The organism is Pseudomonas fluorescens Q2-87 (genome assembly GCF_000281895.1).
GTDB classification, from domain to species: Bacteria; Pseudomonadota; Gammaproteobacteria; order Pseudomonadales; family Pseudomonadaceae; genus Aquipseudomonas; species Aquipseudomonas fluorescens_S.
In genome coordinates this window covers 3,206,070-3,223,169 of sequence record NZ_CM001558.1, presented here as the reverse complement: position 1 = coordinate 3,223,169, position 17,100 = coordinate 3,206,070, and the positions used below count along the sequence as shown (strand labels likewise).

The 17,100-nt window shown below is 62.5% G+C and carries 17 protein-coding genes; 16 read left to right on the top strand and 1 reads right to left on the bottom strand.

What is annotated here, in order from left to right:
• Positions 1-148 precede the first annotated feature (148 nt).
• The 8 genes from PFLQ2_RS13495 (at position 149) to PFLQ2_RS13530 (ending at position 8,618) form a co-directional block, all read left to right on the top strand.
• On the top strand, positions 149-808 hold the full coding sequence (locus tag PFLQ2_RS13495) for a response regulator (RefSeq protein ID WP_003181969.1): 660 nt from the start codon (positions 149-151) through the stop codon (positions 806-808).
• A complete protein-coding gene (locus PFLQ2_RS13500) occupies positions 805-2,145 on the top strand; it encodes a HAMP domain-containing sensor histidine kinase (protein WP_003181966.1) in 1,341 nt (446 codons plus the stop codon). Before PFLQ2_RS13495 ends, PFLQ2_RS13500 begins: the two co-directional genes overlap by 4 nt.
• A 174-nt stretch (positions 2,146-2,319) precedes the next feature.
• Positions 2,320-3,051: a GntR family transcriptional regulator gene (locus PFLQ2_RS13505; protein WP_003181964.1), complete on the top strand. Its 732-nt coding sequence runs from the start codon at positions 2,320-2,322 to the stop codon at positions 3,049-3,051.
• 138 nt (positions 3,052-3,189) lie between these two features.
• Complete coding sequence (locus PFLQ2_RS13510; protein ID WP_003181963.1) at positions 3,190-4,479, top strand: MFS transporter; 1,290 nt, start codon at positions 3,190-3,192, stop codon at positions 4,477-4,479.
• 28 nt (positions 4,480-4,507) lie between these two features.
• Positions 4,508-5,338, top strand: coding sequence for an amidohydrolase family protein (locus PFLQ2_RS13515; protein ID WP_033046037.1), 831 nt, complete (start codon positions 4,508-4,510; stop codon positions 5,336-5,338).
• A gap of 156 nt (positions 5,339-5,494) precedes the next feature.
• A complete protein-coding gene (locus PFLQ2_RS13520; protein WP_003181960.1) occupies positions 5,495-7,678 on the top strand; it encodes a PAS domain-containing sensor histidine kinase in 2,184 nt (727 codons plus the stop codon).
• Complete coding sequence (locus tag PFLQ2_RS13525) at positions 7,675-8,046, top strand: response regulator (RefSeq protein WP_003181958.1); 372 nt, start codon at positions 7,675-7,677, stop codon at positions 8,044-8,046. The genes PFLQ2_RS13520 and PFLQ2_RS13525 overlap by 4 nt, the downstream gene beginning before the upstream one ends.
• A gap of 128 nt (positions 8,047-8,174) precedes the next feature.
• Complete coding sequence (locus PFLQ2_RS13530; RefSeq protein WP_003181956.1) at positions 8,175-8,618, top strand: HIT family protein; 444 nt, start codon at positions 8,175-8,177, stop codon at positions 8,616-8,618.
• A gap of 39 nt (positions 8,619-8,657) precedes the next feature.
• On the opposite strand, the gene PFLQ2_RS13535 is transcribed toward PFLQ2_RS13530, so the two are convergent.
• The gene (locus tag PFLQ2_RS13535) at positions 8,658-9,515 is read right to left on the bottom strand and encodes a LysR substrate-binding domain-containing protein (RefSeq protein WP_003181954.1); all 858 of its coding nucleotides are present in this window, start codon (positions 9,513-9,515) and stop codon (positions 8,658-8,660) included.
• A 238-nt stretch (positions 9,516-9,753) separates the two neighbouring features.
• On the opposite strand from PFLQ2_RS13535, the gene PFLQ2_RS13540 reads away from it, so the two are divergent.
• From PFLQ2_RS13540 to PFLQ2_RS13575, 8 genes are read left to right on the top strand one after another with little or no spacing between them, the layout of a single operon-like run.
• Positions 9,754-10,596 (top strand): transporter substrate-binding domain-containing protein, encoded by an 843-nt coding sequence (locus PFLQ2_RS13540; protein ID WP_003181953.1) that lies wholly within the window; start codon positions 9,754-9,756, stop codon positions 10,594-10,596.
• A 54-nt stretch (positions 10,597-10,650) separates the two neighbouring features.
• Positions 10,651-11,502 (top strand): transporter substrate-binding domain-containing protein, encoded by an 852-nt coding sequence (locus PFLQ2_RS13545; protein WP_003181952.1) that lies wholly within the window; start codon positions 10,651-10,653, stop codon positions 11,500-11,502.
• Positions 11,499-12,923: an FAD-binding oxidoreductase gene (locus PFLQ2_RS13550; protein ID WP_003181951.1), complete on the top strand. Its 1,425-nt coding sequence runs from the start codon at positions 11,499-11,501 to the stop codon at positions 12,921-12,923. The genes PFLQ2_RS13545 and PFLQ2_RS13550 overlap by 4 nt, the downstream gene beginning before the upstream one ends.
• Entirely contained in the window at positions 12,920-14,131 is a 1,212-nt protein-coding gene (locus PFLQ2_RS13555) for an aminotransferase class I/II-fold pyridoxal phosphate-dependent enzyme (protein WP_003181950.1), read from the top strand. Before PFLQ2_RS13550 ends, PFLQ2_RS13555 begins: the two co-directional genes overlap by 4 nt.
• Positions 14,128-14,862 (top strand): amino acid ABC transporter permease, encoded by a 735-nt coding sequence (locus tag PFLQ2_RS13560; protein WP_003181949.1) that lies wholly within the window; start codon positions 14,128-14,130, stop codon positions 14,860-14,862. Before PFLQ2_RS13555 ends, PFLQ2_RS13560 begins: the two co-directional genes overlap by 4 nt.
• Positions 14,852-15,640, top strand: a complete 789-nt coding sequence (locus tag PFLQ2_RS13565; RefSeq protein WP_003181948.1) for an amino acid ABC transporter permease — start codon at positions 14,852-14,854, stop codon at positions 15,638-15,640. Before PFLQ2_RS13560 ends, PFLQ2_RS13565 begins: the two co-directional genes overlap by 11 nt.
• Positions 15,627-16,463 (top strand): amino acid ABC transporter ATP-binding protein, encoded by an 837-nt coding sequence (locus PFLQ2_RS13570; protein ID WP_003181947.1) that lies wholly within the window; start codon positions 15,627-15,629, stop codon positions 16,461-16,463. Before PFLQ2_RS13565 ends, PFLQ2_RS13570 begins: the two co-directional genes overlap by 14 nt.
• Positions 16,464-16,493: 30 nt before the next feature.
• Positions 16,494-17,093 (top strand): hypothetical protein, encoded by a 600-nt coding sequence (locus tag PFLQ2_RS13575; protein ID WP_003181946.1) that lies wholly within the window; start codon positions 16,494-16,496, stop codon positions 17,091-17,093.
• Positions 17,094-17,100 lie beyond the last annotated feature (7 nt).

Here is a 17,100-nt window from a genome sequence, read left to right as displayed (position 1 = left end):
GAACCCTGGCCGGCGTCATGCTCGTGCCGTTGCGCAGCGTCGTTGCTGGCAGACCTTATGGTGGATTCCTGACAACCACCTGAATCTTCAGATTCACGTCAGCCAGGGCGGGTAGGGTGCTGCACGATCACCCTCACAGGAGCTTGAAATGCGGGTTTTATTGGTTGAGGACGCGCCGGGGTTGGGAGAGGCGGTGCGCGAGCAGATTACCGAGGACGGCCATGCCGTCGATTGGGTGCAGCGGCTCGCTCATGCGCGCAATAGCGTGCGCGCGATCCCCTACGACCTGATACTGCTTGACCTGATGCTGCCCGACGGGCGCGGGTTGGATTTCTTGCGCCAGCAGCGCCGCGCAGGAGACGCAACGCCGGTGATCATCCTGACCGCCCAGGACCAGATATCCGACCGTATTGCCGGCCTGAATGCTGGCGCCGATGACTATTTGGTCAAGCCCTTCGATTTGTTCGAGCTTTCGGCTCGGGTGGCGGCAGTGGCCCGTCGTTACAGCGGCAACCCCAACCCGCAGATCAGGCTCGGTGAACTGCAGCTCGATATCAGCGCACGTACGGTGCAGGTGGCCGGCGTTTGCGTCGACCTTACCGCGCGGGAATGGGCGCTGTTGGAGGCCTTCATCCAGCGCCCCGGTGCGCTCCTGTCCAAGGCGCAGCTTGAAGAGCGGCTGTACGCCTTTGGCGCCGAGATCGAGAGCAACACCATTGAGGTCTATATCAGCCGGATGCGCAAGAAGCTCGGTCGCGACCTCATCGAAACCGTGCGTGGCATGGGCTACCGATTGGTGTCGCCATGAAGCGCTCGTTCAGCCTGCAAAAACGTCTCGGCCTGGGACTTACGCTGGGCATGACTCTGCTTTGGCTGGCAGCGACGGCCGGCGCTTGGCGGGGATTGCAACATGAGTTGGACGAGGCGTTTGACAGTGCCCTTGAAGAAACCGCCCAGCGCATGTTGCCCCTGGCTGTGCTAGGCCTCGGCAATCGGACGGAGCCGGGCCAGATGCAACAGGTAGTGAGCTTGACGACGCACAAGGCATACCTGACGTACCAGGTGCGTGATGCCGGCGGCAGGGTCCTGATGCAGTCCTACGATGCCAACCCGAAGATATTCAGCGAACAGCCCTTCGAGGGCTTTTCCAGCACTGGAAAGTACCGCTTATACGGCGCCAGTACGCAAGACCAGACGCTGTTCATCGAAGTCGCCGAGCCCTTGCACCATCGCCGCGAGGCCGCACAGGAAGCCTTGTGGGCCTTGTTGTCGCCCTTATGGCTGTTGATTCCCGTCAGCCTGCTGGGCACCTGGGCATTGGTGCGCCTCAGCCTGCGCAGCGTGCGGGCTTATCGCGGCGCCTTGGAGGCCCGTGGCGCAGGTGATTTATCGCCGATCAGCGTCACACGCCTGCCCTCGGAAATCGATCCGCTGGCCGACGCGGTCAATCACTTGCTGGAACGCATGCGCAAGGCCCTCGACGCCGAACGCAGCTTCACCGCCAACAGCGCACATGAGTTGCGCACGCCGTTGGCCGCGACGTTGGCGCAAGTCCAGCGCCTACACCATGAAGCCCCCGAAGGTCCGTTGCGGTTGCGTGTGCAAAAGATTGAAAGTGCATTGCGCGAGTTAGCACGCCTGTCGGAAAAACTCATGCAGCTGGCCAAGGCCGAGGGGGGCGGGCTTTTATCACAAACGCCCCAGGATCTTATCCCCTCGTTGGCACATGTGGTGGACGAGTGGCAGCACAGCAGCGCTCGCCGGATCGACTTGCAACTTCCGGCGCAGGCCTGCGTTTATTCGAGCATTGACCCAGACGCATTCGGCATTCTGTTGCGCAATTTGATTGAGAACGCGCTCAAATACGGAGCGACGGATCAACCCATCCAAATCATCCTTGACGACCAAGCGCTGCTGCGCGTGATTAACGGCGGCCCGACCGTGCCAGAAGCCGTGTTGCACCATTTGACCGAGCGTTTTGTGCGCGGTGAGAGCCGAATCGGTGGTGCTGGGCTGGGGCTGGCGATTGCCAAGGCGATCGTGCAAGGAATCAACGGCAGAATGTCCCTGATGTCACCCGCCGATGGCCGGCAAGACGGCTTCGAAGTCCGCATCTGGCTTCCGCTTGCACGTGTCGAAAGCTGACTGCGGCATGGTTCCCAAGCGTTTTTGCTAGCCGATGTCGAGCGCGGTCCTTCACTGCGAAGGGCTCCGTTCGTCAGCCACACCTGCTTTCCAATCTTGACAACCCGCAGGGGGACGGCAAATACTCGCCCCAAGATTCATATAGATGACTACATAACAAGGTGAATAAGGTCGATGAACGCGCTTTCCAGTGATGTCCGCCTGCCGCTATATCAACGCCTGCGCGACCATTTGGCCGAGCAGATCGCCAACAATCGCTGGCGGCCGGGGGAGGCGATTCCTACCGAGGCTGCGTTGTCAGCGGAGTACCAGCTGTCCACCGGCACGGTGCGCAAGGCGATCGACGCGTTGGTCAGCGAAGGCGTGCTGGAGCGCCAGCAGGGTCGAGGCACTTTCATTCGTCGGCCGCAGTTTCAATCCTCGCTGTTCCGTTTCTTCCGGTTTCAATCCGCCTCGGGAGAGCGCCGGGTGCCGGAAAGTCGAATTTTATCCATCGAACCGGTGCCTGCGCCCTCGGCTGTCGCCCAGGCGTTGGGCCTGCCGGTCGATGCGCCGGTGATCCGTCTCGTTCGTGTGCGGCTGCTGGACGAGGAGCCGGTACTCGCCGAAGAAATCTGGCTGCCGCGCAGCCGGTTCCAAGCACTGCTTGAAATCGACCTGAATCAAAAAGGGCCATTGCTTTACCCCATCTACGAAGAAATCTGCGCTCAGGTGGTGGCCTACGCCGAGGAAACCCTCACCGCTGAGTCGGTGAACGAGGTCCACGCGCGGCTGCTGCACGTACCGGTCAACAGCCCGGTGGTGGTGATCGAGCGGCTGGCGAGGGATTACGCCGGCAATCCGCTGGAATGGCGACGCTCTCGCGGGCATGCCGAGCATTTCCGCTACAGCGTGGAAATCCGTTGAACCTGCCGGTTTAGCGGACACCGGCGGCGAGTCGGTCGCCGTTGTCGTTGTCGTTTTCGTTTTGTTTGCCAAGCCTTGCCCCGTAGCGGCGCGGTTCGCTCTCGGCTGCCTATCGTTCCACTTATAAGGATAAGAACCATGTTCAGTTGGTATCGCCAAATCACAGCGCGTGAGCGCAAAACGTTTTGGGCCTGTTTCGGCGGTTGGTCGCTGGACGCCCTCGAAGTACAAATGTTCGGCCTTGCGATTCCGGCGCTGATCGCCGCTTTCGCCTTGACCAAGGGCGACGCGGGGCTGATCAGCGGCGTGACGCTGGTGACTTCAGCCATCGGCGGCTGGGTCGGCGGCACGCTGTCGGACCGCTACGGGCGGGTGCGCACGTTGCAATGGATGATCGTGTGGTTTTCCGTCTTCACCTTCTTGTCCGCGTTCGTCACGGGTTTTCACCAGCTATTGATGGTCAAGGCCCTGCAAGGGTTCGGCATTGGCGGGGAATGGGCCGCCGGTGCGGTGCTGATGGCCGAAACCATCAATCCCAAGTACCGCGGCAAGGTCATGGGCACAGTGCAAAGTGCCTGGGCGGTGGGCTGGGGCTTGGCGGTGGGCGTCTTCACCCTGATCTACTCCTTCGTCCCGCAGGACATGGCCTGGCGGGTGATGTTCGTCGTCGGCCTGCTGCCGTCGTTCCTGATCATTTGGGTGCGGCGCAATGTCGAGGAGCCTGACAGCTTTCAGCGTCTGCAAAAGGACAAGACCATCCCGCAGAATTTCTTCAAGTCCCTGGGCGGTATCTTTCGTCCCGAACTGATCCGTGTGACCTTGTTCGGCGGATTGCTGGGGCTGGGCGCGCACGGTGGTTATCACGCGGTGATGACGTGGCTGCCGACCTTCCTCAAGACCGAACGCAACCTGTCGGTGCTCAATTCCGGTGGTTACCTTGCGGTCATCATCTTGGCGTTCTGGTGCGGTTGCGTGGTCAGCGGCCTGTTGATCGACCGCATTGGCCGGCGCAAGAACATCGTGCTGTTCGCGCTGTGCTGTGTCGTCACGGTGCAGTGCTACGTGTTCCTGCCGCTGAGCAATACCCAGATGCTGTTCCTAGGGTTCCCGCTGGGCTTTTTCGCGGCGGGCATTCCGGCGAGCCTCGGGGCCTTGTTCAACGAGTTGTACCCGGCCGATGTACGCGGCGCCGGCGTGGGGTTCTGCTACAACTTCGGCCGGGTGCTCTCGGCAGTGTTCCCGTTCCTGGTCGGGCACATGAGCGATTCAATGTCGTTGGGCTCGGCCATTGGCATCGATGCCGGGATCGCCTATGGCGTGGCGGTGATTGCGGCGCTGTGTTTGCCGGAAACCCGGGGCCGCAATCTGGACGCATCGAACCCATCGCAGCCAGCCCCGGCCTTGGACAACCAGGGCGCGCGAGCCTGACGACCTCTACCTTCGATAGATGAAACCCATGCCTGATAACCGTTTCACGCCGATCACCGGCATCGATTCACATGCCCACGTGTTCAGTCGCCAGCTGACCCTGGCGACGGCGCGGCGCTATACCCCGGGTTATGACGCCACGCTCGAACAGTACCTGGGCCACTTGCACGCCCACGGCCTGAGCCATGGCGTATTGGTGCAACCCAGTTTTCTCGGCACCGACAACCGCTATTTGCTGGACGCGCTACGGCAGGCGCCGCAGCGGTTGCGCGCAGTCGTGGTGCTGGAACGGGATGCCAGCGCTGCCGAAATGGGCGATATGGCCCGGCTGGGCGTAGTCGGCGTTCGCTTGAACCTGATGGGCCAAGCCTTGCCTGACTTTAGCGACACTGCCTGGAGAAGCTTCTTTGGCCGCATTGCCGAGCTGGACTGGCACGTCGAGTTACATGCGCCCATGGCGGACCTGCCAGTGCTGTTGCGGCAGTTGATACCGTTCGGCGTCAAGTTGGTGATCGATCACTTCGGTCGTCCGGATGCGCGTTTGGGCCTTGATCAGCCGGGCTTTGCCGAGTTGATCGAGGGGGGACCTGGCGGGCAGGTCTGGGTCAAGGTGTCGGGCATTTATCGATTGGCCGCCACCGACCAGCAGAACCTCGAATTTGCCCGCGCCTCGTTGTCGTTGCTGGAGCAGAGCTTCGGTCCGCGGCGCCTGGTATGGGGCAGTGACTGGCCCCACACGCAGCATGAGCAGGATGTCGATTTCGCTACGGTCGCTGGGCAGTTGCAAGCGTTGCAGTGTTCGCCCTCGCTCATGCACGCGTTGACGGTGCAAGCGCCCCGGGAACTCTTCGGGTTCTGAGTGGCAAAGACAGTAATATCAAGTTCGCTGAACTAGGGCCGTCAATAAGGATCTAGAGTCCATTACCGTGCTGTAGAAATATCCATGCCTATCGGCGGCTCGGGTAGGCAGCACGGGAAGCAAGGGCGTTGCAGCCAGGCGGTTTGAGGATGACAGATGTCGAATATTGAAGAGCTACCCAGGGAAGGGCTTGCACCCAGCGAGTATGAGAGCCTGATCGCCATGGGAACGGACGCGCTCGATGCGATTCCCGGTGCGGTGTATCTCTGTGATCGCGACGGGTGGCTCGTCAGGTACAACCACGAGGCGACCGAGTTGTGGGGAAGGGCGCCGGTACTGGGCGAAAACGGTGACCGCTTCTGCGGCTCCCATCGTCTTTTCTCGCTCGAAGGAACGCCCCTGGCGCATGACCATGGCCCGATGGCTTGTGCCCTCGCTGCAGGCGTTGCGGCGCGCAATCAGGAAGCCATCGTCCAGCGTCCGGATGGCTCGCGGTTCGTGGCGCTGATGAATATCCGCGCGTTGCGAGACCGGCGAGGCATCATCCAAGGGGCAATCAACTGCTTCCAGGACGTCTCGGCGCATCACGCCATGGCCGATGAGCTTCGGCGCAAGAGTGCCGACCTCGAGGACTTTTTCGAAAACAGTGCCGTGGGCCTTCATATTGTGAGTGGCGAGGGCATTATCCTGCGCGCCAACAAGGCCGAACTGGCGCTCCTGGGTTACTCGGCGGACGAGTACATTGGTCGTCACATTACCGAGTTTCATGTCGATGAGCCGGTGATCGGCGACATCCTCACCCGATTGCAGAGCGGTGACCGTCTGGAGGGCTATCCGGCGCGCCTGAAGGCCAAGGACGGTTCGATCAGGCATGTGACGATCACCTCGAATGGGCGTTTTGCCGACGGCAAGCTTTTCAACACGCGTTGCTTTACCGTTGATATGACCTGCGTCCATGCCGCCGAAGTCGCGCGACAGGAGAGTGACGACCGGCTTTCGGCGACCTACGAAGCGGCCACGATCGGCATTGCCGAGGCCGACATCGACGGTCGCCTGTTGCGCGTCAACGACGCCCTTTGCAAGATGCTGGGCCGCTCGCGTGAAGAGCTCCTGTCGATGACCTTCCTCGACTATACCCATCCCGAGAGCGCAGCCCAGGACGCGGCGCTGTACGCGCGTCAGGTGGCGGGGGAATTCGACAATTACGAGCTTCGCAAACGCGCCTTGAAACCTGATGGTGAAGTCCTGTCTCTCGACATCCACAGCTCTTCGGTCCGGGACGCAGGCGGTAAGTTTCGTTACGGCGTGCGCGTGTTGCAGGACGTCACGCTGGCGCGGCGCATGGAGAACCAGGTCCGCGAGAGTGAACGGCACATGCGCAACCTTCTCGAGGCGCTGCCGGCGGCGGTGTATACCACCGACGCCGAGGGCCGCATCACGTTCTACAATCGCGCCGCTGTCGAGCTGTCGGGTAGAACGCCGCAGTTGGGCGACATGTGGTGCGTGACCTGGAAGCTGTTCAATACCGACGGCACTGCGTTGCCGCATGACCAATGCCCCATGGCGGTGGCCTTGAAGGAGAACCGGCCGATACGCGGCGTCGAGGCCATTGCCGAGCGGCCGGACGGTACCCGCGTACCGTTCGCCCCGTACCCCACGCCGTTGCACGACGCCGATGGCAACCTGGTGGGCGCGATCAACATGCTGGTGGACATCACCGAGCGAAAGCAGGCGGAGAACCGGCAGAAGACGTTGATCGACGAGCTCAATCATCGGGTCAAGAACACCCTTGCCACGGTGCAGTCGCTGGCCGCCCAGACGGCGCGCAATGCAGCGGATGCAAAAGATGGTTATCGGCGATTCGAAGCCAGGCTGCTGGCGCTGTCCCGGGCCCACGACCTGTTGACCAAGCGGCATTGGGGAAGTACACCCCTGGACAACTTGGCCCAAGAGGTGTTGATGCCGGTCTTCGGGGCCGAGCCCGACCGTGTCGTGTTCGAGGGGCCTTCCATTGATGTTGGCACGCGTGTGGCGCTCAACCTCACGATGACGCTCAACGAGTTGGCGATCAACGCACTCAAGTACGGCGCCATGTCAGTCGAGACGGGGACGCTGTCGGTCGCTTGGCGCGTGCAATCTCAACCGAACGGCACGCTGTTGAACCTGGACTGGCAGGAGCAGGGCGGGCCACCCGTCTCCGAGCCGGAGCGGGAAGGGTTGGGTTCTCGCTTGATGAAGCGCTGCATCGAGCGCGACCTGGGTGGGGAATTCGACCTCAACTTCTCCCCGCAGGGGCTTCGCTGCCGCCTGTCATTCATGATCGGAGCGTCCGGGGCATGACCCCATTCGCGGGGACCCGGGTGCTCGTTGTCGAGGATGAAGGCGCGATCGCCTTGTTGATCGAGGACATGCTGGAAGAGTTCGGATGCCGGGTGGTGGCGTCCGTTGCCCGACTCGCCCCGGCTTGTGAAATGGCCAGGACGGTGATGGTTGACCTGGCCATCCTGGACGTCAACCTGGCCGGCGAGCGGGTGTTCCCGGTGGCCGATATTCTGCGCAGTCGCCATATCCCCTTTCTTTTCAGCACAGGCTACGGCGCCAGCGGCGTACCGCCCGAGTACGCGGGTTGCCCGGTCTTGCACAAGCCGTATTCCGAACGCGAACTGCAGCAGACAATCGCCGTTGCGCTGGCCGGTGGCTCGCGATAGCGGCCTGCCAATCCTCGTCACAGAAGTTGGGCCGGTGTGTTTTGTGCCTTTGGACTGTGCTACACCTCTTACCGACCGATGCTTGCTCACCGGCAGGCGATCTTTCTAAAACCTTTGACGGAGTAATCATGAGTCTCCACGGTCATTACGATCCGCAGAACATTTTTGCGTTGATCCTTCGCGGCGAGGCGCCGTGCTACCAGATTTACGAGGACGCCGATGTGTTGGCGTTCCTGGATCTCTTTCCCCAATCGCGCGGTCATGTCCTGGTCATTCCCAAAGCGTCCCAGGCGCGCAATATCCTTGAAGTCGAGCCGACGGTCCTGGGGGCGATGATGTCCGCCGTGCAGCGGCTGACGCGCATCATCGTCGAGGAGTTGCAGCCGGACGGTGTCCAGGTCGCGCAGTTCAATGGCGCGGTGGCCGGGCAAACGGTCTATCACATCCACATGCACATCATTCCGCGCTGGGAAGGCGAGATGCCTGGTGTGCATGGCAGGGGCAAGGCGGATTCAGAAGAACTTGCAGCGCTCCAGGCGCGCCTGGTCGAGCGCATTCGCGCAGGGGCCTGACGCAGGGCCGCATGAAGGGCACGGTTGGCGCGCGTTGGATCAGCTGCCGTGCCCCTGACTATTGCGGATCAGCTCATACGCCCGGCGCACCAGCGGATTGAGCGTGTTCGGCCGGATCCACAAGTGATAGGTCACGTCCGGTAATCGCGGCAAGCCATCGTTCTCGCCCAGTACGCGCATGTCCGGGCCGAGCATCTCCATGCTTCGCGGCGTGACCCCCAGGCCGGCGCGCGTGGCGGCCTTGATGCCGATCAGGTTCGACGCCAGGTACGCCTGGCGCCACGGGATATTCGCGCGCTCAAGGGCCTCCAGGGCATAGCGCCGATAAATACTCGGTTCGTCCACCAGGATCAGCGGCAAAGGCTCGCCAGGGTTGTGAATGTACTGGGCCGAGCAGATCCACCACACCGGCGACGTACGCAAGGCAAAGCCTTCCAGGCTCGGGTCCTGGCGGGTGGAAATGATCATGTCGACCTTGCCTCGGTGCAGGTCGTCCATCAGGAACGGGCTGCGGCCCACATCGATTTCCAGGCGCAGGCGCGGGGCCGAACGGGCGATATGGCTGAGAATCGGCGGCAGAATGGTGTCGGCGATATCATGGGGCGAGCCGATGCGCAGCACGCCGCTCAGGCTGCTTTCGCGCAGGGAACCGAGAATGTCATCGTTGAGCGACAGCATCTGCCGGGCGTGGCGCAGCAATTGCTGGCCGGCTTCCGTGAGCTGTTTCTGTCGCCCGCGTTTTTCGAACAGGCTCACGCCCACCTGTTGTTCCAGCCGTTGCATGTGCTGGGTCACCGATGATTGTGTACGGGAAAGCTGCGCGCCAGCTTCGGCAAAGCTGTGGTGATCGACCACGGCGATGAACGTGCGCAGTAACTCGAGATCCAGGGTCGACATAGGCGGTCATATCAAGGGAACAAAGATAAACATTACATAGTTTTATGGATTCAGTGGAAGCTCTTTACGAAAGTTTGGCTCGGGCGCAGCAAATACAGCCATATAAGCGAATGGCCTAAACGCGCAACCGTGTGAGTTATAACGATATGAGATATTTGCATTTCCGTTGCGTCCACGCTGTACCTAGCATGCCCACTCATCAGGTCGGGGTACGCCGATCATCCATGAGGGGAATTCCATGTTGCTCGAGCGCTCACCCGTAAAACGATTGCTGCCTGTCATGTTGGGCGCCTTGATCTCGCTATCGGCCGTCAACATCGCGCGTGCCGATGCCACCCTGGACAAGATCGAGCAGCGCCATGAGTTGGTGGTCGGTGTGCTGCTCTCGGGCGGACCCTTCGGCGGCATCGATCCCGCGACCCAGAAACCTCGCGGCTTGAACGTTGACCTCGCTGAAGAACTCGGTCGGCAGCTGGGCGCCACGGTGCAACTGGTGCCGGTATTGCCCGCCAACCGCGTGCAATTCCTGCAACAAGGCAAAGTCGATCTGCTGGTTGCCAACATGGAATGGACAGCGGAGCGCGGCGACATCCTCGGGTTCGTGCCCACGCCGTTCTACCGCGTCGGTGGCACGGCGGCCGTGCTCAAGGACAGCAAGATCAGTCGTTGGGAGGACCTGAAGGGCCAACCGGTGTGCACCTCCCAGGGCAGCAGCTACATCAAGCCGCTCACCGAGCTGGGCGCAGAGATCAAGGCTTTCAAGAGCTCCTCGGAATCGCTATTGGCCCTGCGGGGCAACAACTGCGTCGCGGCGGTGCATGACGCCACCTTGATCAATCCGCTGATCGCCGAGAACGCCGAATGGCAGGGCTACCGCGCCCTCGACCCGGAGTTGAACCCGGCGCCTTCGGTGATCTGGACCCGCAAGGGCGAAAGCGATACCCAGGCCCGACTCGATCCGATCATCAAGCAATTGCACCGCAGCGGCTGGCTGATCGAAGCGCAGACCCGCAACCGCATCACGCCCGCGTCACCGGCCCTGGTGGAATTGCAGAAGCAGTTCCAGGCCAACGGCGCCTGACGGCCGTCGCACTGTCCACCGTCCTCAACGACCGTCGCTCAAGGTATGCCGCGCATGACTGCATTTTTTTCCGTTAGAACCCTGGCCTCGTGGTGCCTGGCAGGCGCCGCCGTTTGCGCTGCCAGCCTGGCCCAGGCCGATGCAACGCTGGACAAGATCGAACAGCGCCACGCCATCAGCGTCGGGGTGATGCTCAGTGGTTCGCCATTCGGCACGATCGATCCCAAGAGCGGCGAACACCTGGGCTACAACGTCGAGCTGGCCAAGGGCATCGGCCAGGCGCTGGGGGTCGAGACGCAAACGGTGTCGGTGCTGGCGCCGAACCGTGTGCAATTCCTTCAGCAGGGCAAGGTCGACATTCTGATCGCCAACATGCAGTTCACCGAGGAGCGCGCAGAGATCCTCGATTACGTGCCGACGCCTTATGAAGAAGTGGGCGGGGCCGCGTTGATCCGCAAGGGCGCCGGCATTACCCAGTGGGCCGATCTCAAGGGGAAACCGGTCTGTGTGTCCCAGGGCAGTAATTTCATCAAGCCGTTGCAGGAAACCTACGGCGCGCAGATCAAGGCGTTTCGCAGTCAGTCCGAATCGCTGTTGTCGCTGCGCGGCAATGGCTGCGTGGCGGCGGTGCACGTAAGCCCGACGATGCACGCCTTGCTGAGCGAAGCCGAATGGCAGGACTTTGAACTGCCGCTGCCGGAAGATTTGATTCCGTCCAATTCAGTGATCTGGCTGCGCAAGGGCGAGCACGACACCCAGGCCAAACTCGACGCCATCGTGCGCGATTGGCATCGCAGCGGCTGGCTGCTCGAATTGGGCGAGCGCACCGGCATGGCGCCGTCCCAGGCCTTGCGTGATTTGCACGAGCAATACCGCAACGCCGCGCCGCTGGCCGTTCAGCCATGAGCCAATCGTTGTGGGCGACCCTGCAAGCATTGCTTGGCGCCGACCATGTGCAGAGCAGCGAGGATGCTGCGCCGTACCTGACCGACAAGCAGGGCCGTTATGTCGGACACGTGCTCGCCGCCGTGCACCCGGGCACAACCGAAGAAGTCGCGGCAGTGGTCCGCGCCTGTGCGGCGCAAAGTACGCCGATCGTGGTGCAGGGCGGTAACACCGGATTGATGGGCGGCGCCACCCCGGACGCCAGCGGCCGCGCCGTATTGCTGCTGCTCGATCGGATGAATCGCGTGCGTGCGGTGGACACCGACAACGACACCCTGACCGTCGAGGCCGGTTGCATCCTGCACACAATCCAGGAAGTGGCCCGTGACGCCGGTCGCCTGTTCCCCTTGAGCCTCGGCGCCGAAGGCAGCTGCACCCTCGGCGGCAACCTGGGCACCAACGCCGGCGGCACCGCCGTGCTGCGCTATGGTAATGCCCGTGAGCTGACCCTGGGCCTGGAGGTGGTCACCGCCCAAGGCGAGATATGGAACGGCCTGCGGGGTTTGCGCAAGGACAATACCGGTTACGACCTGCGGGACCTGTTCATTGGCAGCGAAGGCACGTTGGGCATTATCACGGCGGCGACCCTGAAACTCTTTCCGCAGCCCCGGGCCCAGGTCACGGCATTGCTGGCTTTCGACTCGTTGGAACAGGCCGTGGCTTTGCTGTCCCATGCCCGCAGCGGTTTTGGCGCCAACCTGACCGCGTTCGAGCTGCTCAGTGCCGAGTGCCTGGCGTTGTTGCGCGAGCAGTTCCCTGAAGGGCCGCGACCTTTTCTCGGCGCGCGCCAGCCGTGGTTCGCGCTGTTGGAACTGTCGGATAACCACAGTGAGGGGCATGCGCGGGAAACCTTCGAACAGGTCCTGGGCGAAGCCTTCGAGCAAGCCCTGCTGGCCGATGCGCTGATCGCCGAAAGCCTGGCCCAGAGCCAAGCGTTCTGGCAGTTGCGCGAGAACATGAGCGAGGCGCAAAAGCGTGCCGGTCGGAACATGAAACACGACATTTCGGTACCGATTTCACAGGTCGTGGCGTTCGTTACCCATACCGATGCGCTGTTGCAGCAGCATTACCCGGGGGTGCGGTTCTACACCTTCGGTCATCTGGGCGACGGCAACCTGCATTACAACGTCGCCCATCCGCTGGACGCCACGGTGGACGCACACATGGCGAATTACGCCGCACTCAGCCAACAGGTACATGACAGTGCCCACGCCCACGGCGGTTCGATCAGTGCCGAGCATGGCATCGGCCAGCGCAAGGTGGGCGTGCTGGGGCGCTATAAAAGCGAAGTGGAGCTGGACCTGATGCGCCGCATCAAGCAAGCCTTGGACCCGCACAACGTGCTCAACCCGGGCAAGGTCCTGCAAGGAGGCCAGCCATGACGCTTCGCCTGTCCAAGCGCGTGCAACGCGTCTCGCTGTCAGCCAATGCCGCCGCCAAATCCCGTGCCATGGCCTTGCGGGATGCCGGCCGTGCGATCCTCGACCTGACCACCGGCGAGCCGGATTTCGACACCCCCGATCACATCAAGCAGGCTGCCTACGCCGCCATTGCCGCCGGGGCTACCAAGTACACCCCGACGCCGGGCGTGAAGGCGTTGCGCACCGCGATACAACGCAAGCTCGGCCAGGAGAATCGCCTGGACTATCCGCTGGAATCCATCGTGATTGCCAACGGCGCCAAGCAGATCATTTTCAATGCCTTCGCCGCGACGCTCGATGACGGTGACGAGGTGCTGGTGCCCGCACCGTATTGGCCGTCCTTTCCGGACAGCGTGCGCATCAATGGCGGTGAGCCGGTATTCATCGAATGCGGGCTGGAGCAAGGCTGCAAGCTGACGGCGCAGGCGCTTGAGCCACACATCGGCGAGCGCACCCGCTGGTTGATCCTCAACGGCCCCGGCAACCCCAGCGGCGCGGTGTACAGCGAGGCCGAGCTTCGCGCTCTAGCCGAGGTGCTTCGGCGCCATCAGCAGGTGCTGGTCCTGCTGGACGAGCTCTACGAACACATCCGCTTCGATGGCTCCCAGGCCTTCAGCCTGCTCAATGTCGCGCCGGATTTGCAGCCACGCTGCCTGCTGGTGGGCGGAGTCTCCAAGACCTACGCCATGACCGGCTGGCGCATTGGCTTCGGTGCCGGGCCGCAGACGTTGGTCGAGGCCATGACCGTGGTGCAATCGCAATCCACCTCCGGCGCTTCTTCGGTCGGGCAAGCTGCCGCGTTGGCAGCGTTCGAGGGTGGCTTGGATTTTCTGTCGGCGCAGGTCGCCGCCTACCGTCAGCGCCGGGATCTGTTGGTGGAGGCCTTGAGCCGTGTCGATGGGCTGCAAGTGCTTGAGCCCCAAGGCGGCTTTTTTGTTTTCGTGCGCTGTGCCGGGTTGCTCGGGCGCTACCGCCCGGACGGCCAGCGACTGGACACCGATGGGGATGTTGTCGCGTATCTGCTCGAAGAAGGCGTCGCGGGTGTGGCGGGCAGCGCCTATGGCTTGTCGCCGTGGTTTCGCCTGTCGATTGCCACGGCCACCGAGACCGTTCGTGAGGCCGGGCACCGTATTGCTCACGCCTGCGCTCAACTGAGGGGCGAGCCATGAGTCATGGGTTGCAATGGTTCGTCCAATGGAGCGCCGGACTCGGCCTGAACTACAGCTTTTTGCTCGATGCCTATCAGCGCGGGACCCTGGAGCAGGGCGCGTTGACCACACTGCTGCTGTGCCTGTTGACCATCGTCGGCAGCCTGCTGGCAGGTGTCGGCCTGGCGGCGATGCTGACCTCGGGCACGCCCTGGTTGGCGAAGCCCGCCCGAGTATTCGTCGAAGTCACCCGCAACACGCCGACCCTGGTGCAGCTGTATTGCGCATTCCTGGTACTGAACATGCTCCTGACCCAGGCGGTAGGCGCGGCCAACCCGCTGACGCCGTTTGCCTGGGTGGTGATCGTGATCTCGCTGCACAAGGGCGCGTTCCACGCCGAAGCCTTGCGTGCCGGCATCGAGGCCGTCCCCGCGGTAACCCTGGAGGCGGCCAGCTCATTGGCATTCAGCCGTCGCCAGTTGCTGTGGAACGTGCAGCTGCCGCTGGCCCTGCGGTTCGCCTTGCCGGCGCTGATCAACAATCTCATTGATCTGGTGAAGATGACCGCCGTGGCCTCGGCCATTGCCGTGGGGGACATCACCTACGCCGCCATCATGATCTGGACCCAGAGCGATAACGTGCTGGAACTGATGATCCTGATCCTGTCGTTTTTCGGCCTGCTGAGTTTCATCGTCAATTGCGTGGGGCGCTTCCTGGAAGCGCGCCTGAGGATGCCCGGTTATGGCCATTGAATCTTCCGTGGGCGCGCCGCTGGCCTGGCCGCGCCGGCATATCGGCAAATTGCTGTTGCTGGCCGCCGCGCTGCTCTGGCTGCTGTACATCGCCCCGCAAAGCCCGGTGCTCAAGGCCTTGTTGCAATGGAGTCCGGCGCTGATCGCCGGGTTTGGCCAGAACGTTCTCATCAGCCTGCTGGCCATCGGGCTGGGTTCGGTGGCTGGCGTGCTGGTGGGCGCCATGGTCCTGTCGCCCCTGCGCCTGTTGCGTTTGCCGGCGCGGATCTGGGTGCAGGTTTTCCGCAACGCGCCCTGGCTGGTGCTGATTTATTTCACCACCTATGTGTTCCCGTTCGAGATCCGTATCGGCAGCGGCTATGTCTCGTTCCCGGACTGGGTCAAGGTCACGCTCGGGCTGGCACTGCCGGCCAGCGCCAATGTCGCGGAAATCTTCCGTGGCGCCATTGCGTCGATCCCCAGCACCCAATGGGAAGCCGCGCGCTCTCTGGCGTTTACCCGCGGGCAGATTTTCCGCTCGATCATCCTGCCGCAGTGCTTCAAGCGCATGTTGCCGCCCTGGATGAACCTTTACGCAGTCATCACCATGGGCACCGCATTGGCCTCACTGGTGGGCGTGCATGACGTGATCGACACCGCGCAGATCGCCAGCAACACGGTGAACCTGACGGGCTTCACGGTGGTGATCTACCTGAGCCTGCTGGTGCTGTTCTTTGCCTACTGCTATCCGATTTCCCGCCTCACCCAGCATTTGGAGCGACGCTATGCCTTCTACTGAAACCGTCGCCGAACCTTTGGTCAGCCTGCGCGACCTGCATTTGTCGTTTGGCAGCAACCCGGTGCTCAAGGGCATCGACCTGGACGTCCACCGTGGCCAGGCTGTGTCGATCATCGGCCCGTCCGGCTCGGGCAAGTCGACGATCCTGCGCTGCATCACCGGCCTGTTGCAGCCCCAGCGCGGCAGCATTCGCGTCGGCGCAACCGAAGTCCACACCCTGACCCAGGAAGCCCAGCGCATCGAACTGCGCAAGCGCGTGGGGTTTGTGTTCCAGCAATACAACCTGTTCCCGCATTTGTCGGTGTTGGAGAACCTGGTCATCGCGCCGCGCAAGGTCCTGGGGCGCAACCGCAGTGACGCCGAGCGAGACGCCCGCGCCTTGTTGGCCAAGGTGCGCATGGAGCACAAGGCCGACGCTTATCCGGGCCAGCTCTCGGGCGGTCAGCAGCAGCGGGTGGCGATTGCCCGGGCGCTGGCGATGCGCCCGGAGCTGATCCTGTTCGATGAGGTGACCTCGGCCCTGGATCCGGAAACCGTCGGCGAGGTGCTCACGGTGATCCGCGAGCTGACCGAAGAGGGCATGACCTGCGTGCTGGTGACCCACGAAATGCGTTTCGCCGAAGAAATCAGCGACATCGTCTATTTCACCGAGAACGGGGTGATCGTCGAGCATGGCAGTGCCGCGCGGATTTTCCAGCACCCGGCCAGTGAGCGCACCCGAGAATTCTTGCGGCATGCGCTGGGCGACCCTGGCCGTCGGCCGCCCATCGCCAACGACCCCTACCTGCTGACCAACCTGAGTCGCTACAGCCTGTCCGTCTGACTTTCCAGCCTGAACAATGGAGCCTGCCCCATGAGTACGTTTAGCCGTCCCGATGTCATCGAAGATTTCCTGCAGAAGGTACGCGTGATTCATCAACGTGGCGTCGACCGCGCCGCCCTGGTGGAAATCGTTGCGCTGTTGGAGGCCCTCGCCGAGCGCCGCGACCTGTTCAATTTCGACGCCTTCCCGCCGCCAGTGGCGGGGCAGGGCAGCACCGCGTTCCGCTACCGCCTCAATGACGACGGCGACACCCCGACGCTGTACGTGAACTCGCTGTTGCCGGGCAAAAGCACGATCGCGCACAACCACGAGACCTGGGCGATCATCAGCGCCGTCGAGGGCCAGGAAATCAACTACGTCTACCAGCGTGACGACGAAGGTCGCGAGCCTGGGTACACCACCTTGCGCCTGGAAAAGGAAGTGGTGGTGCAGCCCGGCACGTCCATCGCGTTCCTCGGCGAAGACCTGCATGGCATCCGCGTGGCTGGCGAGCAACCAACCCTGCACTTTCACCTCTATGGCTTGCCGCTGGAGTCGCTCAATGGCCGTTACGGCGTCGAAGCCGACGGGCGCATTCTCAATTACAACGCTTCGCAGATGGCGCCGTCGATCAAGGCCTATGCCCACTGACGCCACC